Origin of the sequence: Planktothrix rubescens CCAP 1459/22, assembly GCA_904830895.1 — a bacterium.
Classification (GTDB): Bacteria; Cyanobacteriota; Cyanobacteriia; order Cyanobacteriales; family Microcoleaceae; genus Planktothrix; species Planktothrix agardhii.
In genome coordinates, this window is record LR882958.1 from 5,183,383 (window position 1) to 5,207,907 (window position 24,525).

22 protein-coding genes and 2 pseudogenes are annotated in these 24,525 nt (G+C 37.9%); 5 read left to right on the forward strand and 19 right to left on the reverse strand.

Annotated elements, in window-relative coordinates; all coding sequences use genetic code 11:
- Positions 1-107: 107 nt before the first annotated feature.
- Positions 108-394, forward strand: a pseudogene (locus NMG86_RS23510) (transposase); the annotation flags it as partial.
- A gap of 156 nt (positions 395-550) precedes the next feature.
- Here NMG86_RS23510 and NMG86_RS23515 read toward each other — a convergent pair.
- The 5 genes from NMG86_RS23515 to NMG86_RS23535 form a co-directional block, all read right to left on the reverse strand.
- On the reverse strand, positions 551-1,030 hold the full coding sequence (locus NMG86_RS23515) for a nucleotide exchange factor GrpE (RefSeq protein ID WP_026787938.1): 480 nt from the start codon (positions 1,028-1,030) through the stop codon (positions 551-553).
- A 78-nt stretch (positions 1,031-1,108) separates the two neighbouring features.
- Complete coding sequence (locus tag NMG86_RS23520) at positions 1,109-1,465, reverse strand: J domain-containing protein (protein WP_026787939.1); 357 nt, start codon at positions 1,463-1,465, stop codon at positions 1,109-1,111.
- Positions 1,466-1,477: 12 nt separating this feature from the next.
- The gene (locus NMG86_RS23525; RefSeq protein WP_052338576.1) at positions 1,478-4,234 is read right to left on the reverse strand and encodes a tetratricopeptide repeat protein; all 2,757 of its coding nucleotides are present in this window, start codon (positions 4,232-4,234) and stop codon (positions 1,478-1,480) included.
- Positions 4,231-4,776 (reverse strand): LysM peptidoglycan-binding domain-containing protein, encoded by a 546-nt coding sequence (locus NMG86_RS23530; protein WP_043937809.1) that lies wholly within the window; start codon positions 4,774-4,776, stop codon positions 4,231-4,233. The genes NMG86_RS23525 and NMG86_RS23530 overlap by 4 nt, the downstream gene beginning before the upstream one ends.
- Positions 4,776-6,986, reverse strand: a complete 2,211-nt coding sequence (locus tag NMG86_RS23535) for an Hsp70 family protein (protein WP_026796626.1) — start codon at positions 6,984-6,986, stop codon at positions 4,776-4,778. Before NMG86_RS23535 ends, NMG86_RS23530 begins: the two co-directional genes overlap by 1 nt.
- 922 nt (positions 6,987-7,908) lie before the next feature.
- Between NMG86_RS23535 and NMG86_RS23540 the strand changes: the two genes are divergently transcribed.
- Both NMG86_RS23540 and NMG86_RS23545 read left to right on the forward strand, forming a co-directional pair.
- Complete coding sequence (locus NMG86_RS23540) at positions 7,909-8,325, forward strand: element excision factor XisH family protein (RefSeq protein WP_026787943.1); 417 nt, start codon at positions 7,909-7,911, stop codon at positions 8,323-8,325.
- Positions 8,313-8,648, forward strand: coding sequence for a XisI protein (locus NMG86_RS23545; RefSeq protein WP_026787944.1), 336 nt, complete (start codon positions 8,313-8,315; stop codon positions 8,646-8,648). The genes NMG86_RS23540 and NMG86_RS23545 overlap by 13 nt, the downstream gene beginning before the upstream one ends.
- Before the next feature lie 155 nt (positions 8,649-8,803).
- On the opposite strand, the gene NMG86_RS23550 is transcribed toward NMG86_RS23545, so the two are convergent.
- The 10 genes from NMG86_RS23550 to gyrA form a co-directional block, all read right to left on the reverse strand.
- A complete protein-coding gene (locus tag NMG86_RS23550; RefSeq protein ID WP_026796627.1) occupies positions 8,804-9,502 on the reverse strand; it encodes a hypothetical protein in 699 nt (232 codons plus the stop codon).
- A 46-nt stretch (positions 9,503-9,548) separates the two neighbouring features.
- Complete coding sequence (locus tag NMG86_RS23555; protein WP_148291985.1) at positions 9,549-11,066, reverse strand: tetratricopeptide repeat protein; 1,518 nt, start codon at positions 11,064-11,066, stop codon at positions 9,549-9,551.
- A gap of 182 nt (positions 11,067-11,248) precedes the next feature.
- Positions 11,249-11,959, reverse strand: coding sequence for a Mov34/MPN/PAD-1 family protein (locus tag NMG86_RS23560; RefSeq protein ID WP_202806749.1), 711 nt, complete (start codon positions 11,957-11,959; stop codon positions 11,249-11,251).
- 56 nt (positions 11,960-12,015) lie between these two features.
- The gene (locus NMG86_RS23565; protein WP_043939644.1) at positions 12,016-12,525 is read right to left on the reverse strand and encodes a ubiquitin-conjugating enzyme E2; all 510 of its coding nucleotides are present in this window, start codon (positions 12,523-12,525) and stop codon (positions 12,016-12,018) included.
- 2 nt (positions 12,526-12,527) lie between these two features.
- On the reverse strand, positions 12,528-12,782 hold the full coding sequence (locus NMG86_RS23570; RefSeq protein ID WP_026787947.1) for a ubiquitin family protein: 255 nt from the start codon (positions 12,780-12,782) through the stop codon (positions 12,528-12,530).
- 8 nt (positions 12,783-12,790) lie between these two features.
- On the reverse strand, positions 12,791-13,948 hold the full coding sequence (locus NMG86_RS23575) for a HesA/MoeB/ThiF family protein (protein ID WP_026796629.1): 1,158 nt from the start codon (positions 13,946-13,948) through the stop codon (positions 12,791-12,793).
- Positions 13,949-14,338: 390 nt separating this feature from the next.
- Positions 14,339-14,524 (reverse strand): hypothetical protein, encoded by a 186-nt coding sequence (locus tag NMG86_RS23580; RefSeq protein ID WP_026787949.1) that lies wholly within the window; start codon positions 14,522-14,524, stop codon positions 14,339-14,341.
- A 158-nt stretch (positions 14,525-14,682) separates the two neighbouring features.
- A complete protein-coding gene (gene arfB / locus NMG86_RS23585) occupies positions 14,683-15,099 on the reverse strand; it encodes an alternative ribosome rescue aminoacyl-tRNA hydrolase ArfB (protein WP_026787950.1) in 417 nt (138 codons plus the stop codon).
- Positions 15,100-15,133: 34 nt separating this feature from the next.
- Positions 15,134-16,474, reverse strand: a complete 1,341-nt coding sequence (locus tag NMG86_RS23590; protein WP_026787951.1) for an ABC transporter ATP-binding protein — start codon at positions 16,472-16,474, stop codon at positions 15,134-15,136.
- Between the two features lie 75 nt (positions 16,475-16,549).
- Complete coding sequence (gene gyrA, locus NMG86_RS23595; RefSeq protein ID WP_026796630.1) at positions 16,550-19,099, reverse strand: DNA topoisomerase (ATP-hydrolyzing) subunit A; 2,550 nt, start codon at positions 19,097-19,099, stop codon at positions 16,550-16,552.
- 428 nt (positions 19,100-19,527) lie between these two features.
- Here gyrA and NMG86_RS23600 point away from each other — a divergent pair, with 428 nt between their 5' ends.
- On the forward strand, positions 19,528-19,929 hold the full coding sequence (locus NMG86_RS23600; protein WP_026787953.1) for a response regulator: 402 nt from the start codon (positions 19,528-19,530) through the stop codon (positions 19,927-19,929).
- A gap of 68 nt (positions 19,930-19,997) precedes the next feature.
- On the opposite strand, the gene NMG86_RS23605 is transcribed toward NMG86_RS23600, so the two are convergent.
- From NMG86_RS23605 to fabG, 3 genes are all read right to left on the reverse strand, one after another.
- Positions 19,998-20,876 carry a tetratricopeptide repeat protein gene (locus NMG86_RS23605; protein WP_233423091.1) on the reverse strand — a complete coding sequence of 293 codons (879 nt, stop codon included), beginning with the start codon at positions 20,874-20,876 and terminating at the stop codon, positions 19,998-20,000.
- Between the two features lie 71 nt (positions 20,877-20,947).
- Entirely contained in the window at positions 20,948-22,384 is a 1,437-nt protein-coding gene (locus NMG86_RS23610) for an ATP-binding protein (RefSeq protein ID WP_373282675.1), read from the reverse strand.
- A gap of 362 nt (positions 22,385-22,746) precedes the next feature.
- On the reverse strand, positions 22,747-23,514 hold the full coding sequence (gene fabG / locus NMG86_RS23615) for a 3-oxoacyl-[acyl-carrier-protein] reductase (RefSeq protein ID WP_026787955.1): 768 nt from the start codon (positions 23,512-23,514) through the stop codon (positions 22,747-22,749).
- A gap of 120 nt (positions 23,515-23,634) precedes the next feature.
- Here fabG and trxA point away from each other — a divergent pair, with 120 nt between their 5' ends.
- Positions 23,635-23,952 carry a thioredoxin gene (gene trxA / locus NMG86_RS23620; RefSeq protein ID WP_026787956.1) on the forward strand — a complete coding sequence of 106 codons (318 nt, stop codon included), beginning with the start codon at positions 23,635-23,637 and terminating at the stop codon, positions 23,950-23,952.
- 35 nt (positions 23,953-23,987) lie between these two features.
- Here trxA and NMG86_RS23625 read toward each other — a convergent pair.
- Positions 23,988-24,263: pseudogene (locus NMG86_RS23625) on the reverse strand (GxxExxY protein); the annotation flags it as partial.
- Positions 24,264-24,525: the final 262 nt, after the last annotated feature.

Sequence of the window (24,525 nt, forward strand, 5' to 3'; positions counted from 1 at the left end):
CTATAGCACGTCTCTAGCAGTTATCAGAAAATACAATCAAAGAGTCCTGTGCGTCGTAGGTTGGCGTGCAGGACTTTTAGCCCTGTTTTCTTTAAACCCCGAACCCCACAATTCATGTAGACAAAATTTACCGAACCAGAGAAAACCGAGCTTGGTGTAAAGAAAAAGGAATTAGAATGAGTGGCCCCCGTTAGGTAGACCACCAGGAATTAGTAGTAAAGCCACTAAGAAATAAGTATTAGAAGATGAAAAAATTAGGAATGCTATTGAGGGTAAATTTGGTCAAGGAAAAAGAAGATTTAGCCTCAATCGCATTATGAATAAACTAGCTCATACTTCCGAAACGGCAATTACTATTACTTTTTTAGTCATGAATCTCTCTGTGATTCTTAGATAGATTTTTTGGTCAATTTTTTTATTCAATTACTTTTTTTGGGTAATTGATATTGCATGATTACCCTTCCCTTCAATATCAATGTTTTGAATTTAGCTTTAATCATCTATTGCTACCTGATAACAAAATTACGCAAATTCTCAAAATTTTTTTTATTCATTCTAATTTAGAGGTAATCACCTCAATCGGACGCAATACTTTATCATTGACTCGAAATCCTTGACGCACAACTTTTGTAATGGTTTGAGGTGAAAGATCCGGTTTAATTTCTCGATCAACAACTTTACAAACTTCAAAATCGGGCTGATTTCCCTCTAATTCAATCGGTGTTACTTGTCGTTTTCCGAGAATATTTAATAATTTTTTCTGAACATTTCCTACCGATTTCGGTAAACGTTGAATAAACTGGGGACTAGGATCGGGATTATTAGCCATATATTCCATTAAAAAGTCTAAAGCATCGACTACTTCTAATAATTCTAAAAATAATTCTTCATTAGCAGCTTGATTCTCAGAGTCTTGTTCGCGTAAAGTTTGTTTTAGTGAAACTTCTTGTCTGAGGAGAGTCCCGATTTTATTAAGGATGCGATCGAGGATTTCACTACTTATTAGATGATTCTCGGTTGGGTGATTCATAGTTATTCTATCCTAATTATTCATTGAAAAATTTTTAGTCTTCCAGAAACCGGATTTCTTCAAGAAATCCGGTTTCTATTAAAATAACGTCGCTCCTAGCTTTTGATCGACTTCTGAAATTTGATTAATTTGCTGAATCATTGTGTCTAAATTATCAAATTCTGATATAAACTTGACTTGAGTTTCTGGAGTTTCTAACTCAGAAAAGTCAGTGCGTTTAAATCGTTGAATCGGGGGTAAAATCGGGCGAAGATAATCGGCTAAAATTCGTTCTTCCTGATTCATTAAAGTTTTTCTAGCCTTAGCAATAATATCAGGAGAATAGCTGCGTTTTTTCATGGCTAGAGTAAACGCTTTGGTTATTTCAGCATTGGAAGCACCCGGAGATACTTCTAATACATCATAAGGATTTGGATTAGATAATTGATGATCCATGATTAAATCTTCCTAATAATAGATTCCTAACTGAGAGAAAATCGGTTGAAATGCAGGTTCATTGGGACAAAGTTGATAAGCAAATCGTGCCAGTTGCATAATTAGCTCGTGGGGTAATTGGCGACTTTCTGCACCCTTCATTAAAGCGATAATGAACTGTTCAGCCAGGTAGCGACGAACGGGGTCATATTGACAAGATTTTGCTCGTCTAACAGCATCTTCATATCGATTTTGTTTCATCAACTTATGAATTTCATTGAATTCTTGACCGATCTGATAAATTTCTTTAATCTCTGATTCTTGGGGAAGTAGTTCATAAGCCCATCGACTAAAATTATATAAATCTTCAAAACTTAAATTATGTTGATTAAATCCCTCAGCAAAAACTTCTAAGCAGATTTTACCAATTTGGAATTTAAGCTCGTTATTGTTGGAGTTTTTAGCCCGACTAACAGCCTGCTCAAATTTACCATTTTTCCAAAGTTGATCGATTTCTTCTGCTACTGTTGTATATTCTATTCTATTGATTAAATCAATAATAATGGGATGATAAGCATCAATTTTTTGGAGTTCTTTGAGTTGTTGTAATGCCTGAGTAGAATTAATGGTTTTATTGACTAAGTTTTGACGAATTTTTTCCGTTTTATGTTCAATTAAATAACTCCGAGATTCTTGACTGTTTAAAAGTTCATACCAAAATTCAGCAAAACTAAACTGTTCATCTATATTTGATATAACGTTCCTTTGGTTTTTACATAATCTGTCAATTTGATTAAACCATTCAGAATTAGTTGGAAATTCATGTTTAACTAATTTCAACACAGAAACAGCTTGTTTCCAACGGTTTTGTTGGAGATAATAATAGCCTTCTGAATAGGATAAAAACCCCTGAGCAAAACGTTCTGCTTCTGTTTTAGGAGATATCCCAGAGGGTTTAATTTTGATAGCTCGTTCTAAATCTCCTTCAAAAGCCGCAGCCACCGCTATGCCAAAAGAACTATAAAGAGCTACCAAAATTTTAACTTCTAAAACCGATGAATTTGTAACGGTTGGAAGTTGCAATGTTTTTAAAGAACGTTGATGACGTTCATAACATTCTGGTAAGATAAAAAGAACATCAATGTTAGCGCTAAAGTTAGGAAACTTTTTAATTAATTGTAAAGCCAGGGTATCTCGACGGAAGCGATCGCGCCACTGTAAATACTCTTGAGGATGATCATCTTTAAGGGTATCAATAGAAGTTGATAGCAAAGACTGTAAACGGGTAGAAACCTCTGAATAATTGACGGATTTACCTTGTAACCAAGAAAGATTTTTTAGGTTTAGGGATGGGTCAAGATTAAAGTTTGCTAAAGCTGTTGTACCTGCTATTAACCAATCTCCGCGTTTATTAGGATAGATTTGAGCTTGATAGTAACAAGCAATAACCCAATTATGCAAGGATTTAATATCACAATTTTGAATCCATTGACTTTCTGTATTTTCAGCAATTTTTAACCAATCTTTTTCTTGCCAAATTTCAGACTCTAAACGAGGCTGAATATGGTCTTCTAAGTTGGATTTTACAATAGGATCAACACCATGTTTTTTGATGAAATTACTGCTACTAGACAGAGCTAATTTCAGTTTATTATTATTAACATATTCCTCAATTTCTCTAATTTCTAACAAACGCTGACGTTGAGTAATATTTTGGAGAATTAGACGTTGCTCTTTAACTTGAGGATCAGCTAAAGATTGCCATTCTCGATCCGCTTGTTGCAAATTATTCTGCTTAAAATAGGCAAAACCTCGCAAGTAATTCGCCTGTTGTCCAGGGACTTTTTCTGAATAATGAATCACCTGATTCCAGTTTTCTGTTTTGAATGATAAAAGGCTTAACCGCATTCGAGCTTCTGTTAACTCTGGTAATAACATTAAAGCTTCTTGGTAGTGCGTATCTGCTTTTTTAAAATCTCCCGATTTCTCAGCTAATAGTCCTTGATTAAATAATTTTTTACCCCGAATAACCCGACTTAATTGCCTAACTAATTCTTGTCCATCTGAACGATTAAATTGAGCTTGAGCCGGGTCTAATACAGCCAAAGCGTCCTTAAATTGACCTGCTTTTGCCATCGATCTAACTTTTTTTAAGGTTACTTCATATTGTTCTTCTTGCTTGACTTGAACAGAACTATTTTGAATTGCTGTTTGTAACTCATCAGTCACAAATAATTCCTGGGCTTGTGCAAAATAAGCTAAGGCTTGCTTAAACTGTTTTTGTTTAGCTTGCTCTTGACCTGTGGCGAAAAAACTTTGAAATTGATGGCGACATTTAATTTCTTTTTGACAACGCTCAGTGGATTGAATTAACTTCGGATCATCAATCAGATTTGTACATTTTTGATACAGTTGTACAACCTGTGATAAGACCGTAATATCCATAGGATTCTTTTGATCAGAGGCTTCAAGTTTCCTTGCAGAAGCTAAGGTTTTTTGAACCATTTTAACTTGACTATGCCATTTGTTAACCTGGGGTTTAAATTTTTCTAGTACATCTCCCATCGCCATATATCTAAATCTTTGTTCAAAAAAAGTAGGCGATGATGGCCATTGAGCGATGACTTTTTTCCCAATTTGAACGGCTTTTAGGAGTTGCTTCCGTTGCGCTAATGTTCTAGCTTGTTGAATATCTTTTTTAGATTGGGCTGCTTTTTGAAAAACCTCAACAACACCCACTCCAAAAATGATTAGGCTTAAATAATTAATCCAGTTTGAAATTGATTTCATGGACAATTTTCCTCTAAATTAGGAACAAAAAAGACTTCTCCGATCTCAATCGAGCTTTCTCTGCCTTTAAGGGTTGGGTTAACTGCAACAATTTTTGAAAATAACTGACTGCTACCGTAAAATTGAGCAGCAATTTTATTCAGAGAATCTCCCCGTTTAACGGTGTAATAAAAACCCCCACAGGATGATTGAGATCGAGTAGATTTTGCAGTAGATTTGATAGTAGGAGGCTTTAATTCGGGTAAAGGGGTGGTAGTAGTTGCTGTTGAGACTGGCGGAGATGGTTTAGTAGCAAATAGAGAGGTTCCCATTGCTCCTAAACCGAACCCTAAAACCAGAATTAAAATGGCTAAAATCACCAATTTTCCCGAAATATTGGGTTGAGTATTTAACGAATTTCCTGCGGGAATTACTATTGATTTTTCGTCAACTATAGGGAGTTCTTGTAGTTGGCGAATTAGAGATAAATCCGTTTCGCAATTCGGGCAAATATTGTCTTCTATTTCGGGGCGATCGCAAACTGGACAAGTTAATTTAATCATTAGCGTGTTAATCCTGTAGCAATAGTTCCGGTGGGTAAATCCTGATCTAAATATTTCATAATATCAGGACGAAGTTCATCAAAAATACGATTGATTTCATATTCATTCCCCTGTTTTAAAGCACTAATTAGTTGGGAAAATTTACCTTCCATGACTCTAGCATGACTAGGATTAATCCGATAAGCTTGTGCAATTCCTTCACGAGTTAGACAGATTAACTTAACTGGATCTGGCAGGTTCTCATACTCTCGTCTTGCATCTTCTGCTAGTTTTTGCAAGGCTGATTTATCATTACGTTCTAGGGCTTGATTTAAGTCTTGAACTAAGGTTTGTAATCGCTGTTTTTGGGCGGGATGAATTAAGGAATCACAAACCTCTAGGACAAACTCAAACATAGTTTGATAGAATTGAGCAGTATCTCGTTCTTCCGAGGCAAAATTCTCTAATTCTTTGAGTTTATTCTGAGCAGCTTCTAAGCGATCTGATTGAATCTGATCATTGTGATAAATTTGATTGGCTGACTTGATTACCTCTCCCGCAATTTCATTGGCATTTTGCACACCCGTTTCTGTTAAATTAGCAGCCGCATTCAGTTCTTTAATTCTTTGTTCCACCTGTCGAGAGATTTCTTCATTTATCCCTCCGCGAGAGAAAGAACAACTCACTTTAACCTCTGGTTTGTTTTTGAGTGCAGCCATCATTTGTAAGGAGTTATTTTGTTCATCTAATTCGACCGTTACTAACACTTCTGTTCCCCGTGGATAGGGTTGATCTAAGGCTAACCACATATCGCCAATGCGTTCATCTCGGTCAGTGTTATCTAAATCTTTTCTCACCAGATCGGGACTAAAAAATTTAAAATGAATTAAGCGTTGTCCGTCAGCTTCTGTTTTGAAATTATGGAATTTTTTAACCGGAAGAATCTCTCCTTGCGGAATAATTATAAATCGAGGATCATCGACTAATTCAATACAATAATCACGGGAAACTGTTGTGACTTTTTCGGTTAATCCGGCTGCTACAATTGCCGCCCCTTCTGCAACTGCATACATGGGATTAGGATGTACTAAAACTTGATTGATTGGGAAAGCTTCTCGAATTTTTTGTTGGACTATAGGAACCTGTGAGGAACCTCCAACTAACAAAATTACATCAATTTGATCTAAAGGATAATCAGAATATTTGATCACATCATAGCAAATTTTAACGGAACGCTCAATTAAAGGTGTAATTAATTGCTCAAATTTTTGACGAGTAATGGTAACTTGAATGGGAACCGCCATTCCTAATTCATCTAATAGAGGTGTGGAAGTAATAATCTCGGCTGAAGGCTGACTACTGAGTTGAATTTTGGCTTTTTCCGCTTCAATTTTCAGTTCTCCTAATAAACGAACCCGTTGATAATGGGGCATTTTGGCAATTAATTGATCAAGATTATTTAAACCTTCTTGACGGGCGACTTCTTGCTTAACAAATTCAATAATTGAGTGATCAAAATCATCTCCTCCTAACCATAAATCCCCGGCTTTCGCAGATTCAATAAATTGATTGCCCACCGCCGTCACAATTGAACAATCTAAAGTTCCACCCCCGAAGTCATAAACTAAAAGGGTTTTAACTTCATCAGAATTAGGACTATAACTATAGGAAATAGCAGCAGCAGTGGGTTCGGGAAGCAGTTCTCGTAAACTTAATCCGGCTTTCCCAGAGGCGATTTGAGTTGCATATCTTTGTTTATCATTAAAATAGGCAGGAATAGTAACAACGGCTTGATTAATAATACTTTTCTGTCCGGTTTTAGCTTGGTGAGTTTGAGCATTTTGGACTAATTTTTTGAGAATTTCTGCCGCAATATCTTCAGGTTGATATTCTTTTCCCCCTAACCAAACGGAAAGACTATTATCTGTTCCTTGAGTGGATTTAGTAATTTTATAACCAAAGCGAGATAATTGTTCTTGAATAACCGGATCATTAAACCCTCGTCCGATGAGACGTTTAATCGAAATGATCACGTTTTCGGGATCGTTTTGCAATTGATTATAGGCACTATTTCCAACTTTAATTTTACCTTGATCTAAGGCGACGACAGAACGGGTTAATTTTCGATCTGGTGGGGTGTTATCCTCTGCCGTTACGACATCAGTATGGGCTAATTTAAAAGCTGCTACTGAGTTGGTTGTACCGAGATCAATTCCAACGATGTTACCCATGATGTTTGTCCTAATTTAATCTAATATTGATGATTTGTTTGAGTGTAGAAACCAAGTTTCTTAGGGTTATGTTTAATTCATGTTTTACCCCCTACTTAACTCTGGAATTTTTTGGATTAGATACGCATTACTTCGCAATAGTTTTCGAGCGAGTTGTTGTTTTTGGATAAAGTTGGGTGATAAATTTTGAGATGAACCTCCTAAACCTAAACGGTAGATCACTTCTTTCGCCGCAATGGAGCGATAATCAAACCCCATTGAGTCGGCATAAAGGGCGCGGGAAGTATCGCATCCATCATTTTTGAGTTATATCTTAGGAGTTTATACCTCACATATTGTTTTGTCAATCAGTGAAATTACGGAACTTTCGTTTCATATTTTTTTGAAGTTTAGGCTCAATCTACCCCTCGTTAGTCGAGCTATTTCACTAAAATATGATCTCTAAAACCCAGAGATAATCGTGCTACCAGTCAGAATCTGATTCGTTTCCCTCCCACATCTCCCGTTCTGAATCTCTTTCTAATTCCCGATCTAAGGAGTTTTGTTCTCGGTGATCATCCATCGTAACTATCCTGAACATCCCGGTCGGAGTCATATTCGTGGTCGTTGTTGTCGTAACCGTCCTCACCTGGGCCAAAATTATCGTAATCCATAGTCAGAATCCCTTATGATCACTTCTACTGACCTATTGCAACCTGCGAACAAAATTACGCAAATTTTCAAAAAATTTTTTTTAGAGTTCTGGACTCAATGCTATGGTTCGTGTGATTTCTCGTTGCTAGGTTCTACCTAGCAATGCCCAATTGCAGGCTCCGCCTGCTATGATTCGGAGGCAGAGCCTCCTGTTAGCATTCCCTGGTAGAACCAGGGAACAAGGGAACAATATCTGGTTTATAATTACACTGCAAGAAGGAGTAAAATCATGCCTGCAAAGGATATCTACCATGATGCTGTTAAAATAGCCTTAGAAAAGGATGGCTGGACAATTACCAAAGATCCCCTAGTCCTGCAATGGGGGGCTAAGGATTTGTTTGTGGACTTAGGGGCTGAAAAATTACTTGCAGCCCAAAAAAATCATGAAAAAATTGCTGTTGAAATTAAAAGTTTTGTGGGTAGTTCCCAAGTTAATGATTTAGAAAAAGCCGTAGGTCAGTATATTGTTTATCGAAATATTTTAGAAGAAATTGAAACTGACAGGGTTTTATATTTAGCAATTTCCCAAAAGGCGTTCCGAGATATTTTTATTGAACCGTTAGGTAGTCTAGTTTTAAGAAAAAATCAACTACATTTACTTGTTTTTAACCCTCAAAATCAGGAGGTTATACAATGGATACTTTAACAAAATACCAAACCATTATTTATCAAATTTTAAACGAATATGCTAAAATTCCCTATTCCTATGGAGAGCTAGAAAGGAGGTTTATTATTAGTGAGGACAAAAATAGTTATTTATTAATGACCCTAGGATGGCAAGGAGATCAACGAGTACATGGCTGCTTAATTCATTTAGAGATAAAAGATGATAAAATTTGGATTCAACGGGATGGAACAGAAGACGGTATTGCTGAAGAATTAGTTAAGGCTGGTATCTCTAAAGAAGATATTGTTTTAGCCTTTCAACCGCCAGAAATTCGCTCCTATACAGAATACGCTGTTAACTAATCAAGAAACCGTTATCAAGAAATCGGGTTTTTGAGTTAACCTAATACTAAGCCACTGGACAGCCCTAGCCTATACTCGACCAGGGGAAGCCCTGGAACAAATTAGAAAATTACGCAAATTCTCAAAAATTTTTTATTCATTGGAGATTATGAATTTCAAACAACATCTATCCACTGAATATTATTAGGTTTTGGCGGCATTGGGATGTCTCGCCATTCAATAGAAGGTAAAGAATTATCTTGGGGAGATTCTGGTTCAGTTACAAGAAATGGGATTTCAGGGATATTATTAATAGTTGATTCTCGGTTATTAGATTCTTGTTGAGTCATTTCTGGTACAGTTACTTCCTGTTGTACTGTTGACTCCTGTAAGGGTAAAAACAATTCAGGTTTAAACCAAGTTTCACCCCCAACAAATAATTCCTCTACAACCATTATTTCAATATTGAGGGAATGGCATTTTCTCCGTAGTTCTCGACTACTAGCCAGGAATACTATTTGAGATTCAAGGATTTCAGCAAGATGCAGTGAACTTAACAAATAACAATCTAATAAATTATTATTATCCAAAGGTATATTTAAGATATTCAACTGATCGCCATAATTTTTTTCATTGATGAAATAAATTATTCCATTATTAAGGTTTCTAAAAATTAAATCATTAGAATGGGCTTCCGCCTCCAAAACATCCAGTATTTGAGTAGCAGTTGTGGTTGCATTTGCAAAATTACCATTTTTGAGATAACTCAGTTGTGTATAAAGATATTTAGGTAAAACCATATCTTTGGAACTTTGAATAATAAGTTCGGGCTGACTCATACATAAATCTGGTTCGATACAGTAGAATTTTTTCATGTTGATCTCCTGGTTTTTATGGAATTAAAGATTCATCAACGCTTGATTAGATTATTTGATTTTGTAAAGCATCTAGTTTAGCTCGAAGATAATCATTAGGATCAATATCTAAAGCTTTTTGATAATTTTCAATAGCTTTATTACTGTTTCCTAAAGCTTTATAAGCATAAGCTTGTTGAGCATAGGCTTGAGATAACCAGCTATTAGTATGAGTCTGCTTAAAACTAAGACTAATAAGACTAATAGCTTTATTACTATCTTCAAGAGCTTGTTGATATTTTCCTAATGACAGATGAGAAAAACATCGCTTAATATAAGCAGGAATATTACGAGGAGCAATACTGATAATTAGGGTACAATCTTCTACTGCTGGCTGATATTGACCTAATTGAATATAAGCATCTCTGCGCCAACTGTAAACCTGAATATCATTAGGGTTAAGGGTTAACGCTTTTGTAAATTGTTCAATAGCTTGCTGATATTTTTCTTGATTAATCAGAGTAATTCCCTGATTAAAATATTGCTCATATAAACGATTCTCAGTATTAGTTAAATTAGTTAGATGTTGATGAGCATTAACATGATATTGCTCAAATAAACGATTCTTAGCATTAGTTAGATGTTGATGAGCATTAACATGATTAGGGTTAAGTCTAATCGCTTCTTTACAGTCATCAACAGCTTGTTGATACTCTCCTAATTCCATCTGAGCCAATGCTCGGTTATAATAAGCATTAGCATGATTAGGATTCAGCCTAATGGCTTGGTTAGAGTCATTAAGAGCTTGCTCATAATTTTTTAGAGAATTATAAGCACTTGCTCGGCCAATATAAGCACTAGCATGATTAGGATTCAGCCTAATGGCTTGGTTGCAATCATTAATAACTTCCTGATACTTATTTAAAGAATAATAAACCTTACTTCGCAAAACGTAAGCATTAGCATGATTAGGATTCAGCCTAATTGCTTGGTTAGAGTCATTAAGAGCTTGCTCATAATTTTTTAGAGAGTTATAAGAATAACTTCGCCAAACGTAAGCATCAGCATGATTAGGATTAAGGCTTAATGCTCTCGTAAATCTGTCAATAGCTTGCTCATAGTTTTCATGATTACAGGCTAAAATACCCTGATTATAATAGTCATCGAAAGACAGATGGTGGGGTAAAGTATAGGCTGTTATTTTATCATTTGTTTGGCATTGATCACATCTATTATTGATATATAGGTAACTGTCTTCATGATAGCCAAGTTGACAGCGAACACAAAGATAAATTGTTTCTCCAGGTTTAAATTCTTCTCGACTGACTAAATCTTTTTGTCCAATTAAGTTTCTCAACAGTTCATCAATATCAAAGAAGTGTTGACTTCCGCTTAAAAAATCGTTATCAACAATAGGATTTGATGTCTGTGATGATGACAATGTTGTAGATGTGGGATCTTCTATCCAACTAATACCATGTCTATCTACAGTTGTAGAAGAAGACGAGCTTGTAGTATTGGGTTGATTTTGCATTTGAGAAGTAGACGACTCAGAGGAGGATCGTGAATTGTTAGAAGATGCCACATTATTCAAAAGATAGAATCCAAAAGATTAAACCCAATGGAAGAACAATAAACCAGAGGGGCGGAATTAATAAACACAAGAAAACTGAGCAGCCTATACAGCCACAATATCCTCCTGAGCTATCACTCTGTCTATTACTCATACATCTATAATCTATGGGATTTTGAAGTTGTGATCTCCTATTAATTGGTATCCGATTTTAGGGCTTCTTGTCTCGTGTCTTGAGTCCTAAAAAAATTAGGTTCGACTTTTTGAGCTTTTTCCCCTAAAAAGTAACCAATTTTATTTTGTACTGGATCACAGACAATGGATAAACACCAAGGATGGGGGAAAAAAGAGCGTTGAGTCCGCATATCTGTTCCCGACATAAAGACACCAATATTAGGGTGAGAATGATACCAGCCAATAATATTTGCTTCTGGATGAGTTGCTTTAGCGTGGTTCATAATTCCGACCCAAGAATCTGGTGTAAATTCTAAAGATGCTCCAGTTCCAATGGTTGCGGGTGCAGGTACAGCGGCTGTTACTTCCACATAAATCCCAAACGTAGGATCAGTGTAAGCATTACCAAATAAAATTCCTCCCTGTTCAACCCTTAAGTTACTTTTTAAATGCTCTTTTAGCTTTTTTAGAGCATCTTCTAAGATATAAACTTTAGGGTATTCTGGAGTAATATTGCGCTCTTGTATAAATTCTTGAATTGGCTTTTCTGTTGGTTTAAAAACATCCTCAGATTCTACCCATTCAATCATCGATTGAGATTTAATTACCTCCTGTTTTTCTACACTATATTTATCTGGATTTGATTCATCCTGATCAAGCGCTTCTGGAATTGATTCATCTTGTCCTTGAGGCAAACCCAAGGTTTCTGAATCATTTTTTTTTGCCATCATAGCTTTTACAAAACCCCATATTTTCTCTGGTTTTTTAATGAAAGTTGTACCCCAGTTCATAGATCATTCCAAACGATTTGAGCTTGTGGCTTTTTAGCACTTTTGAAGGTTTGATTATCCACCGGATAACGGTTAGGGTTCCGATTAGCCCAGTCTTTTGCATCACCATTAGCAGGACTATTCAAATTTAGAACGTCCTTGGAATACTGGATAATTTTGCCAATCCGAATCACTAATTCAGAAAGATTTTCTGCCATTGTCCAATAGGAACCCAGACAAACCCGTTGGTTTGTATAAACATTTGGGTGAAAAATAGGGGTTAAAAACTCAGCAGAAGGTGAATTTTTGGGATAGTCATTGCTGAGAGTAATTTTAACTCGATGATTTGTGCGGAAAACTGGATCATTACCTTGCAGTCGTTCAATTCCTTTGCATCGGTATTCAATCACATATTCATAGGCGGGTTTACCTTGGCTAGAAATTAAAGCAATCGTTCCACCTGAATTGGCAATCAGTTGTGAAACTTCATTAAAGTCATTTTCTAAGCGTGTTTCACGAATTCCCATAATCAACCTGCCTCTAAAATAGGGTAAACTTCAAGAACATCATTTTCCATAACCCCAACTGTTCCTAGTGTTGTTCCTGGATCAAGTTGTTGGCCTGTTCTTTCTACACGCACAGCGTAACTGGTTTTATTGGGAAGGTTCCAACGTTGTTGCGTAGCTTGAACCAGTTCTTCAACGCTGAGATTTTTAGGTAAAGTCACAGACGCTTTACGAGTTTGATCAGCCGAGCGAATTACTAAAGAAATTGAATCAGACATACTAACTCCTAAATTGGACAAAACTGAATTGCGATTTGACCTTTCGAGGTCTTGCAATGTAGTATCTCGTTCTCTGGTAGACATAATTCTCCCAAGGTTAAATTTTCTCCACATTCCTGTAGTGAAAAATTCTGAATCACTTCAAAACTTCTTTCTTGGTGACACTTAGGACAAGCAAGTTTAGATTCAGAATATCGACTTAGAGGAAGATTAACGCGCTCTTGATAACCACATTCTGAATTCAAGCATTGCATTGTACTAATGATTTCTTTTCGCAATGAGAGAATCAGTTCTGTAAATCCAGATTCTTGAATCTGCCTAAGAATTTGTTGAACAGTCAGATTAGAATTATAACCAATCTGAACTTGAGGTTCAAGAGCTAAATCATGAGCAATACAAGTTTCTTGGCGTTGAATATTTACCTTAAATACCATCCAAGGATTTAAGCCTAAAAATACTTTTTCTCCAGGGTTGAGAAAACCAGGTTGTTGATGTAAATAAAGTAAGGCTTGCTGTACCTGCATAGCTCCAACAATGGAAGCAATTGTGGCAGTGGTTGGCATGGCAGTTTCTGGAATATTCCGCTTCATTCCTTGGCAAGAATAACGTTGGTTGCGTCGTTCCCACATTGCATTAGAAATGCTGCATTCATAGCAAGCTGCCTCGGTTTTAGGGTCAAAAAAACTAACTTCTCCTTCCCCTACACCAAGACCACCATTAATCCAAGGAATTCCAGCGCGATAAGCCATTTGGTTGATGGCCCAGCGTGCATTTACACTATCTAAACAACCAATAATAATGTCATGTTTTCGGACATCTCCAATACTGAGATCAAATTCCAAATCTCCGTAAATCGTTTGGATAGATAATTCGGGATTAATTTCTAAAGCTCGTTGACGTGCAACTTCGACTTTTGGCAATCCAACATCAGACTCTCGAAATAAAACAGAACGGGTCAGGTTGGTAATAGAAACAGTATCAAAGTCAATGATAGTTATATTACCAACACCAACAAGGGCTAGGTTTTTAAGAACTTCATTTCCTAATGCACCTGCTCCTGCAATTAAAACCTTTGCAGATTTTAATCGTTCTTGTTGCCACCAATCAATTAAATGGTGCCGATCATAACGGCTTTCAACTTCAGTTTCGATAACAAATGAATCCATGAGAGCCAAGTTAGAGTTTATAGTCCCCCTAAAATAGAGGAATTTACCGAGTAGCAATGAATGGGGATATTAGAAAAAAATATTGATCCGCTCAATGCTTTTAATTTGGGTAATTTAAGGAGCTACTAATAATACAAATATCAGCGATGCTCTGATGAAATTGGTGTGATCAAAGAAATAGATACTCAAAAATTAGGATGAATTAGGGCGATCGCATCCATCATTTCTTGAGTTATATCTTAGGAGTTTATACCTCACATATTGTTTTGTCAATCAGTGAAATTACGGAACTTTCGTTTCAGATTTTTTTGAAGTTTAGGCTCCGTCTACCCCCTCGTTAGTCGAGCTATTTCACTAAAATATGATCTCTAAAACCCAGGGATAATGGTGCTACCAGTCAGAATCTGATTCGTTTCCCTCCCACATCTCCCGTTCTGAATCTCTTTCTAATTCCCGATCTAAGGAGTTTTGTTCTCGGTAATCATCGTAACTATCCTGAACATCTCGGTCGGAGTCATATTCGTGGTCGTTGTTGTCGTAACCGTCCTCACCTGGGCCAAAATTATCGTAATCCATAGTCAGAATCCCTCATGATCACTTCTACTGACCTATTGTAACCTGCGAACAAAATTACGCAAATTTTCAAAAAACTTTTTTAGAGTAGTAGGGGCGAGTTCAGTCGAGTTGCTGTTAATTAGGAAAGATATTGTTGAACCCGCCCTTATAAACTTCTTTTACTCATCAATGACTTTTCCCCGCATGGTCTTCAAATGTGAGTGCTTTGTTTTGCTATCCAGACGCCTTCTCTGAGAACTGCGAGTCGGTTTACTCGGTTTACGAGGTTTAGGAAGCGAAATCGCACTTTTAATTAAGTCTTGAAGTCGTTGTAAAGCTTCTTCCCGATTTTGTTCTTGACTACGGTATTCCTGTGCTTTGATAATAATTACCCCTTCTTTACTAATACGTTGATCATTTAATGTTAATAGTCGCTGTTTGTAATATTCAGGTAATGAAGAAGCGGAGATATCAAAACGTAGGTGAATAGCTGTTGCTACCTTATTTACATTTTGCCCACCTGCTCCCTGAGAGCGAATTGCACTCATTTCAATTTCATGCTCTGGAAGGCTGAAAATGTTAGAAATTTTTAACATAATTGATTAATAATTTGAGGAAAAAATAGAAAAATTAAGCACGGTAAGGGAGGATGGCTAAGTCTGTTTTTGGATCGAATAAATGAATTTTTTCCGGCGTTAGCGCTAACCAAATTTTTTCACCCTGTACAAATTCGGTTTCGGCGGGAATTCTGACTTGTAAGGAAAAAGGAAGATTATTTTCTCCAAATAGATGAACCCATAATAATGTTTCATGTCCTAATGCTTCCATTCTATCAACAATTACGGGTAAATTTTTAGTAGCTGGACAACTAACAATTAAGTGTTCTGGTCTAATTCCTAAGATTAATTTTTCTTCCTTTTGGCGAGGTAAAACCGTTTGCCAAATATCGGGTAAAGTTAAACGGAATTGGGGATGGGTAATTAATAAAGGGGCGATAAATTTAACCGGGATAAAATTCATTGGAGGAGAGCCAATAAACTCGGCTACAAAGCGATTATTAGGACGATTATACAGTTCTAAAGGAGGAGCAACTTGTTGAATTCGTCCTTGATTCATAACAGCAATTCGGGAACCCATAGTCATTGCTTCGACTTGATCATGGGTGACATAAATGGTGGTTGTGCCTAATTTTTTTTGTAATTCTACAATTTGGGCGCGGGTTTCGGTTCTTAATTTTGCATCTAAATTTGATAGGGGTTCATCCATTAAGAAAACCTGGGGATTTCTGGCCATGGCTCGACCTAATGCGACCCGTTGTTTTTGTCCGCCTGATAGTTGTTTGGGATATCGATCTAATAATGATTCAATTTGTAATAATTTGGCAACGGTTAAGACTCTTTCATCTACGGCTTTTTCTCGTTCTGAAAGATAGCGAAATGGGGAAGGAAGCGATCGCGTTATTCCTACAATAGCATCTTCTAACCATAAGGGAGCAAAGATTTGATAGTCTCCAATTGTCAAGGATAATTGTTGATTAGAATGTAAATTAGAGTCTTTTCTGGGAATCATCAAAGGCTGTTTAGGTTCTGTTTCTCGATAGGAACGACGCAGCCCAAAAGCTAAGTTATCATAGACTTTTAAGTGAGGGTACAGAGCATAGTTTTGAAACACCATGGCAATATCTCGCGCCTTGGGGGGTAATTCATTAACTAATTTATCCCCGATATAAATATTACCGCCAGTAATCGTTTCTAAGCCTGCAATTAACCTTAATAGGGTACTTTTTCCACAACCTGACGGCCCCACTAATACCATGAATTCCCCATCAAATATATTCAGATGCACCCGTTTTAAAATAGCTTGACGGGTCAGGGTTGACTCTTGAAGTTCCGATGATTCTGTTTCCTCGGAGGCGGTTTGACGACGAATGGGAAAACTTTTATAAATATTATCTAAAATAACTTCTGCCATTTTAATTTTACCTAATTTTTTAGATCCCCCTAAATCCCCCTTAATAAGGGGGACTTTGACTGTTAATTAAATACCCTAGGATTTGATCGAGATAATTCTCTCATCGGGTTTAAGTTTGAAAATGCGATCGCCTGTACTATCTTTTGTGGATAGATTAATTTGATCCGTGGGAACATGAATAATCCGATTATCACTGGTTAACAGATGGATTTGTTGTCGAGGTTTAGCCGGAGCAATTCCTACTAATATATCATTAGGAGATTTAAACTGGATCATGGAAATTCCGATCCCCCCTCGGTTACTTCCCCGCACTAATTCCATCGCAATTCGTTTAATATAACCCTGTTCTGTTACTAATAATAAACTGCCTTTAATTGATAGGGTAACACATCCGATTAAATGTTCTTTTTGTCGTAAGCGAGTGGCTTGGGAACCCTGGGCAACTTTACCCATCGGAGGTAGTTGTTCATCATTAAGATCAAATCGTAAGAGTCGCCCCCCGGAAGTAGCCAAGACTACTTTTTCATCGGCATTAGAAAGGGTAGCAAAAGATAATTCATCGTCATCTTTTAGTTTAACAATGGTACTGCCTCGGTTGGTTAATTCCGCTAATTCTATTAGGGGTAAACGTTTAATTTTCCCCTGTTGAGTTAGGGTAATTAAATCGGTTTTATCGGGAAAAGCTGATAATAGAAATTGAGCAATCATTAAGTCTTGGGGATTAATTGATGTATCTTTATAGGCAGAAGGTGATAATAAGGTAATAATTGGTTTTCCCTTAGACCGATTATTACCCACAGGAATATCCGCTACACTTAAAGGATAAGCTTTTCCAGTTTTCAATACCATGACTAGATTTTGACTGGTTTTAGTATTGTGGGTTTGGGTGATAAAATCATCGGTTTCCTCAATATTAATAGCGGTCTTATTTTCAGTTTGATTCCGTTTGGAATCTGCGGTTTTGGGAGATACTCGCCGAATATAACCGCGATGGGTAATTTCAATTACGGTTTCTTCGTCCACCGGGGGTAAGGGTTGTAATACATCGGGAGGAGATGTCAGTTCTAATATCTTTTCTTTGGATTTTTTAGCGGTTTTATCCTCAGAGGTGATAGTAGTTTGACCTTGGGGATAAATAATTCGAGTGCGTCGTTCATCGCCATATTTTCGTTTGAGCGATCGCAATTCTTTCTTCAAGGATTTTAACAGTTCAGGACGTTCATCTAGTAACCGTCTTAACTGTTCAATATTAGTAGTTAATTGGGTAAATTCTTCCTGTAATTTTTGCCGTTCTAACCCGGTTAATCGACGCATAGGCATGGCTAAAATGGCATCGGATTGAATATCACTAAACCCTAATTGATTTTCTAAGGTTATTTTTGCTGTTGAACCATCGGGGGCATTTCTGAGAATTTCAATCAAACTATCTAAATTTTCTAAAGCTAGTAATAACCCTTCCACTAAATGACAACGCCGTTCGGCGGCTTCTAATTCATGGCGGTATTGACGGGTTAAAGTTTGTTCCCTAAATGATAGAAATTCTTGGAGAATTTGTTTTAAACTTAATTGTCGGGGTTGTCCATTCACGATCGCCAAAAAAATCGCCCCAAACTTGGTCATTAATTCCGTTTGCTGATAGAGATGATGTAACACCACTTCGGGAGAAAATTCCCGTTTTAATTCAATTACAACTCGAATGCCTTCGCGATCACTTTCATCCCTAATATCAGAAATTCCCTCTAATTTTCCCGCATTAACTAACCCGGCAATTTTTTCGATCCAAGCTGCTTTATTCACCTGAAATGGCAATTCCGTGACCACAATAGCATTTTTAGTCCGACGTTTTTGGGCGGTGGGAACTTCTTCCATTTTTGCCACACCCCGCACCACAATACTGCCTTTTCCGTGATGATAAGCTTCAGCAATTCCTTCGGTACTAATAATTTCTCCCCCGGTGGGAAAATCCGGCCCAGGAATCAATTCGATTAATTTTTGTTCGGATAATTCAGGTTGATCAATTAAGGCAATTAGTCCATCGACTACTTCCCCTAAATTATGGGGGGGAATATTCGTCGCCATCCCAACAGCAATTCCCGAAGATCCATTTAACAATAAAAACGGCAGTTGGGCGGGTAAAACCGTGGGTTCCTGTTGAGAATTATCGAAATTACTAATAAAATTAACTGTAGCTTCCCCGACTTGGGAAAGTAACCCTTCATGGCCCACCGCAGCTAAACGGGTTTCGGTGTAACGCATCGCCGCTGGGGGGTCATTATCCACAGACCCGAAGTTGCCATGACCTGCTAATAATGGGTAACGACTAGAAAATTCCTGAACCAGTCTCACCAAGGCATCATAAACCGATTGATCCCCGTGGGGGTGATATTTCCCTAACACATCCCCAACTACCCGCGCACATTTGCGGTAGGGACGGTCGGGAGTTAACCCCAATTCGTGCATCGCGTACAAAATCCGACGATGTACGGGTTTTAACCCATCGCGAACATCGGGTAAAGCTCGGCCAACAATCACACTCATGGCATATTCGAGGTACGATTGTTGCATCTCGGTATGAAGCGATGTGGTGATCACTTGCCCAGAAAAGAGGTTTAACTGTTTAGCCATGAGTTTAGTTGAGTCTACAGCGATAGGGTTCTGATCTTAGATTATGGCGTGATCGGTTGTTTCGATCACGGCTATCTAACAAAGCTCAGGGGATCTGGTTACTTTTTTGAGGATAACCAATTGCGTTCAATTTGACTAAATTCGGTGGGACTAGACATTTTGCCGTTCTCTAAAACCCTGTGTATTGATTATAAGCTCTAGCTTTCAGGTTTCACATATACAGATTTTTGCCGATGTTTTTGCCGATCAGTTCAAAGGGAGATCAATTTCCGCAGCGTTTCTTAGACAAAGGTTTCTGGCATTTACTATCGGGCTATTATTGTCAACCCGTTGAATGGGCGTGGTATGATAACCTTTCGGTACTGGAGAGTGAAAAATAGAGATATTTGGTAAATCTATTTGAATAGTATATCGGGTGGGAGACTCAGATGAAGACCGTTCTGATTGTAGAAGACGATCAGGTTAATGCTCGTGTTTTTTCAAAAATCTTGACAAAACGGGGTGGATTAGCCGTTAAACACACGGAAAACGTGGAAGAAGTGCTGGAGATTGCTCGCACAGGGGAGGCGGACTTGATTTTGATGGATGTTTCCCTGGCGCGCAGTGTCTATCAGGGAAAGGCCGTTGATGGAATTAAAATTACCCAACTGCTCAAAGCTGACCCCAAAACCGCGAAACTGCCGATTATTTTGGTAACCGCCCATGCTATGGCCGGAGATCGGGAGGATTTTCTGGCTCAAAGTGGAGCCGATGACTATATCTCTAAACCCGTGATTGATCATCAAAAGTTCGTGGATAAGATTAAATCCTTGATCCCTCCAGAGGAGTGAGCCGCCTTTTTTAACCATACCTGCGGCTGTGTACTCCTAAGATTTTGGGATGATCGAGATCCTTGAGATTATGGACTAGGGGGCGTTGGTTGAGTATCTTTAACTTCAACTAGCACCTTTTGGATTTGGGGATTGGCTAGAAGTTTTTGGGTATCCTTGATTAAGCGATCGCCCCAAAGATTTTCTTTAAGATAATCAGAGTCGGCATAACGGCTATCCAGACGTAAAGCCGTTTCTCCTAAAGATAGGGCTTCTTGGGCTTGCCCTTTAGTGTACAGAGCAACGGCTAAAGCCAATAGGGGTTCAGCGGCTTTTGGATCGACCTTAATCGCCTGTCTCCATTTGCTGATGGCAATATCAATTTCTCCCTGTTCATACTTGACTAAGCCCACATTGTTAATGGCTGGCCAAAGACTACTTTCTTGGGCAAAGGCTTTCTCGTATTGTAAAATTGCTTCCTCTAATCGCCCCAACTTATAATAGGCATTGCCTAAATCAAATAACGCCCCCGGAACATTTGGGTCAAGTTTCAAGGCAGCTTCTAGGGATTGAACGGATTTTTGATAGTCGCCTTTTTTGAAGTAGGCTTCCCCTAAAATAAACTGCACCCCCGCTTCTTTGGGTGCTAAGTTCCTAGCTTTTTGCAGAAACTCAATCCCTTTATCGAGTTCTTCTAATTGTAGATATAAACTGCCCAACAAGGCCCAGGCTTGGTAATTATCAGGAGCTAGTTGAGTGGCGAGTTCTGCCCTGGGTAAAGCTAATTGATATTGTTGAAATCGCGTTAACTGAGCCGCTTCTTCGAGCAACCCTAATCCCGTTTGTTGGAGTTGTTCTGAGTCTAGGGTGGGGGTATAGGGAATCAGGGCTTGTCCCATGGCTGATTTAGCGACATTCCACAAACTGAGAGTAAGAATCACGGACAGAATCAGGGTTCGATTTCGCACAGTAAGAGTTAACCTAAATTTTTTAATATTTTGCGAGTTCTATTGATCTTACACGAACTTGAGTCAATTGCTTAAATAAAGGGTAATAAAATCTCAAATTCCGTACCCATTCCTGGCTGCGATCGCAATTTTAATTGTCCGCCATGTTTGGCGGTGACAATATGATAACTCAGGGATAAACTGGTTTCTTTTTCAGTCCGTTTGAGATTAGAAAATGAATCTAGGATTTTTTGTTGTTCTTCGGGAGATAATCCAGGGCCATTATCGGCAATGGAAATTGAAACCCAACGTTTGGGAGTATCGAGGTTCTCAACTGGAGATGAGTCTAAACTGATCATCGCCGTTGTAATCACAATTTGTGGAGCTTTCCCTAACTCTAAACTTTGGGAAATACTATATTCATCCACCCAATCTTTTCTAACTAATTGATTGAGCAAGGCATCAAAACCATGAATTAAAATATTGATAAATACTTGACTCAACTGTCCGACATAACAATTTACTGGAGGTAAACGACCGTAATTTTTAATTACTTTAATTTCTCGGTTAATTCGACTTTTCATTAATAGTAAAATACTATCCAAATGACTATGTAAATCCGCAGGTTTGGGATGAATTTCATCAATATGACAAAAATTTTGTAAACTGGTTGCTAATTTACTTAATCGTTCCGTACCACTTTTTATACTTGATAAAATCCGAGGAAAATCTTGGCGGAGAAAGTCAAATTCTATTTCTTCTTTCAGTTGTTCAATGGCCGGGAATTTCTGGGCATAATGGGATTCATAGGCATCTAAAAGTTCAATTAAACCATCACTATAGGTGATTAAATAGGTTAAATTTCCCCAAATAAATCCCACCGGATCTAAAATTTCATGGGCAACTCCATCAACTAATCTTCCTAAACTCGCCATTTTTTCACTTTGTAACAGTTGAACTTGAGTTCTTTCATAGCGAACTTGAGTTTCAATTCCTCGAATTTGCCAATAGGCAAGATTCAATTCATGACTGTTTAAAAGACGATAGGAAACCATCCAGGGATAATCCTGAGAAGATAACCAATTTCCCTGTACCACAATCGGATCTATATATCCAGGGGCGGTTCGCTTCAATGACTGTTGATTTGCTGCTAGAATTGTAGTTTGTGCAGGTAATACTAATACCGGAGTTCTGACATAACTATAAAGCACATCTAGGGATTGATCTAAAAATAATTCTAACCCCTGGGGACGGAGAAAAAATTCTAGGAGATCCCGTCGAGAAATCATCCCCAAAAACTCAGAAGTGGAGTTTTCTTTTTGGTCTACAATAATTACTCCGGGGAGTAAGGGATGTCTTTCAAACTGTTGTACAAGGGTTCGTACACTCGAACCCAAAATTACTTGAAAATCATACAGGGGTAAATCTTCTAGGGTGGAGTCTAAACTTAAATCTCCTCCGGTTTGACTTTCCCATAAATAGGGTACAGATATGCTCGTCAAGGTACTTTTAGGTAGAATTAGCAACACAGTTTCCTGTCCCTCAGACTAGCATTAAGATGTCAAAAATTAATCAAAAATTTATTAATTTTAATTACCAGTGAGGGTTATCTTGTAATAACGCTTGAGCCGCATCCGCATCTAAAGGACGGGCGAAGAAATAACCCTAAATAACTTAGGGATGAATAACCTGTACCAAAATCATCAATACTTAGAGGAAGCCTACACTTCAAAAGCTAGTTTCTTAGAGGTTGACTCCCTACCCAAATACGGTGAAAAACCAACGGGGTGGAAAGCATCTGGAAACAGAATTAGATTAAACCAATTCTGTCCGCAGAATCTCAGCGTCTTCAGACCTGAGAGTGTCAACTATATAAATCCTTGATGTGATTCTACGCCATCACCATTCCCCCATCCACATTAAACACTTGACCCGTAATATAAGCCGCCGCCGGGTCTGCTGCTAAAAACCGAATCATGCCCGCCACTTCTTCCGGTTGACCGTAACGACCCAAGGGAATAAATTTGAGAATTTCTTCCGTATTTTTTAACTCTTTGGTCATATCCGTTGCAATAAATCCAGGCGCCACCGCATTCACCGTTATCCCGCGACTTGCTAATTCTTTTGCCACGGTTTTTGTAAATCCAATTACCCCCGCTTTTGCCGCACTATAATTAGCTTGACCAGGGTTGCCCATTTGTCCTGCAACGGAGGTAATATTAATAATTCGTCCTGACTTTTGTTTGAGCATTATTTTACTAGCCAGACGAGTACAAAGAAACACCCCGGTTAAATTCAAATCAATTACCGCTTGCCAGTCTTCTGGCTTCATTCTTATTAGTAAAGTATCACGAGTAATCCCGGCATTATTCACTAAAATATCAACTTTATTCCAGGTTTCTGTGACTTTGTTAAACAAGATATCAACTTGATCTGCCTTCGATACATCCGCCTGGAGTGCGATCGCTTCACCGCCCGCTTGGGTAATTTCAGCCACCACTGCATCCGCCACCGTTGAAGAACTGGCATAATTAACCACAATCTTTGCGCCTTCGGCAGCTAAGGCTAAGGCCGCAGCGCGACCAATACCCCGCGACCCGCCCGTAATAATTGCTACTCGTCCATTTAAGTGTTGTAAATTTTCAGGTAAACGTTCCATTTTGTAGTTTCTCCAACTATTATTCCCAAAACTCATCATCTCAGATTTGAGCAAATTCAGAGAAACCGAGTTGCTAAAGAATAGTTATAATTGAAGTACAAAACTTTCAGCTTATGAACTATGGCCGTTAAACAAACCTTTAATAACTTTCAAGAACTACTAACCAATTCCGATGTTCCGGTGTTAGTAGATTTTTACGCAACTTGGTGTGGCCCTTGCCAAATGATGACACCGATTTTAGAAGAAGTTAATCAAGAAATGAATCAACAAATCCAAATTGTGAAAATTGATAGTGATAAATACCCTGAACTGGCATCTCAATATAATATTATGGCCTTACCGACATTAATTTTATTTAAAAAAGGTCAACCCGTTGGTCGCCATGAAGGAGTATTGCGATCGCCTGAACTAATTAAATGGGTGTATGGTTTACTCTAATTTGATTAACCACAAAGACACAAAGACACAAAGGTTTAGAGGACAATGCGTTTGATTCCATCTTTGATTAAAGGAACATTAAAATTAATCAGAAGTGCGAGTCGGTGTTGAGAAAGTTTGAGATAGGTAATTACTTGTGCCGTATGAACGGGTAAAAGAGTTTCGACAGCCTTGACTTCGATAATAACAGATTCATTGACCAATAAATCAAGTCGAAAGCCCGCTTCTAACTTAATTTTATCGTAAATTATAGGTAGAACTAGCTGCCGATCAACCCTGAAACCTCGTTTAGTTAATTCATACTCCAAACAAACCTCATAAGAAAAAGATGGGAGAGTGGAAACTCAGTGTCTTCAGACCACCAGAGGAAACGCGACACAGGGGAATTTATTCCCATTGAAATATCAAAAAATGTGCTAGAATCAAAAACACATGAGTAAGAACAATAAATATCTGCGTGTTGAAGTATCCTAGTATCGGAGAAATCCCGGCTCCCCTGAAACAACGGTTAGATTTAATTCTAACGGCAGTATGACAAGCAAGGAGCAAGTAAAGGCAGGATATGGAGCGTAC

Coding starts and splice junctions, on each gene's coding strand:
- NMG86_RS23515 (WP_026787938.1), bottom strand. CDS start 1,030: ATGAATCACCCAACCGAGAATCATCTAATAAGTAGTGAAATCCTCGAT.
- NMG86_RS23520 (WP_026787939.1), bottom strand. CDS start 1,465: ATGGATCATCAATTATCTAATCCAAATCCTTATGATGTATTAGAAGTA.
- NMG86_RS23525 (WP_052338576.1), bottom strand. CDS start 4,234: ATGAAATCAATTTCAAACTGGATTAATTATTTAAGCCTAATCATTTTT.
- NMG86_RS23530 (WP_043937809.1), bottom strand. CDS start 4,776: ATGATTAAATTAACTTGTCCAGTTTGCGATCGCCCCGAAATAGAAGAC.
- NMG86_RS23535 (WP_026796626.1), bottom strand. CDS start 6,986: ATGGGTAACATCGTTGGAATTGATCTCGGTACAACCAACTCAGTAGCA.
- NMG86_RS23540 (WP_026787943.1), top strand. CDS start 7,909: ATGCCTGCAAAGGATATCTACCATGATGCTGTTAAAATAGCCTTAGAA.
- NMG86_RS23545 (WP_026787944.1), top strand. CDS start 8,313: ATGGATACTTTAACAAAATACCAAACCATTATTTATCAAATTTTAAAC.
- NMG86_RS23550 (WP_026796627.1), bottom strand. CDS start 9,502: ATGAAAAAATTCTACTGTATCGAACCAGATTTATGTATGAGTCAGCCC.
- NMG86_RS23560 (WP_202806749.1), bottom strand. CDS start 11,959: ATGATGGCAAAAAAAAATGATTCAGAAACCTTGGGTTTGCCTCAAGGA.
- NMG86_RS23565 (WP_043939644.1), bottom strand. CDS start 12,525: ATGGGAATTCGTGAAACACGCTTAGAAAATGACTTTAATGAAGTTTCA.
- NMG86_RS23570 (WP_026787947.1), bottom strand. CDS start 12,782: ATGTCTGATTCAATTTCTTTAGTAATTCGCTCGGCTGATCAAACTCGT.
- NMG86_RS23575 (WP_026796629.1), bottom strand. CDS start 13,948: ATGGATTCATTTGTTATCGAAACTGAAGTTGAAAGCCGTTATGATCGG.
- NMG86_RS23580 (WP_026787949.1), bottom strand. CDS start 14,524: ATGGATTACGATAATTTTGGCCCAGGTGAGGACGGTTACGACAACAAC.
- arfB (WP_026787950.1), bottom strand. CDS start 15,099: ATGTTAAAAATTTCTAACATTTTCAGCCTTCCAGAGCATGAAATTGAA.
- NMG86_RS23590 (WP_026787951.1), bottom strand. CDS start 16,474: ATGGCAGAAGTTATTTTAGATAATATTTATAAAAGTTTTCCCATTCGT.
- gyrA (WP_026796630.1), bottom strand. CDS start 19,099: ATGGCTAAACAGTTAAACCTCTTTTCTGGGCAAGTGATCACCACATCG.
- NMG86_RS23600 (WP_026787953.1), top strand. CDS start 19,528: ATGAAGACCGTTCTGATTGTAGAAGACGATCAGGTTAATGCTCGTGTT.
- fabG (WP_026787955.1), bottom strand. CDS start 23,514: ATGGAACGTTTACCTGAAAATTTACAACACTTAAATGGACGAGTAGCA.
- trxA (WP_026787956.1), top strand. CDS start 23,635: ATGGCCGTTAAACAAACCTTTAATAACTTTCAAGAACTACTAACCAAT.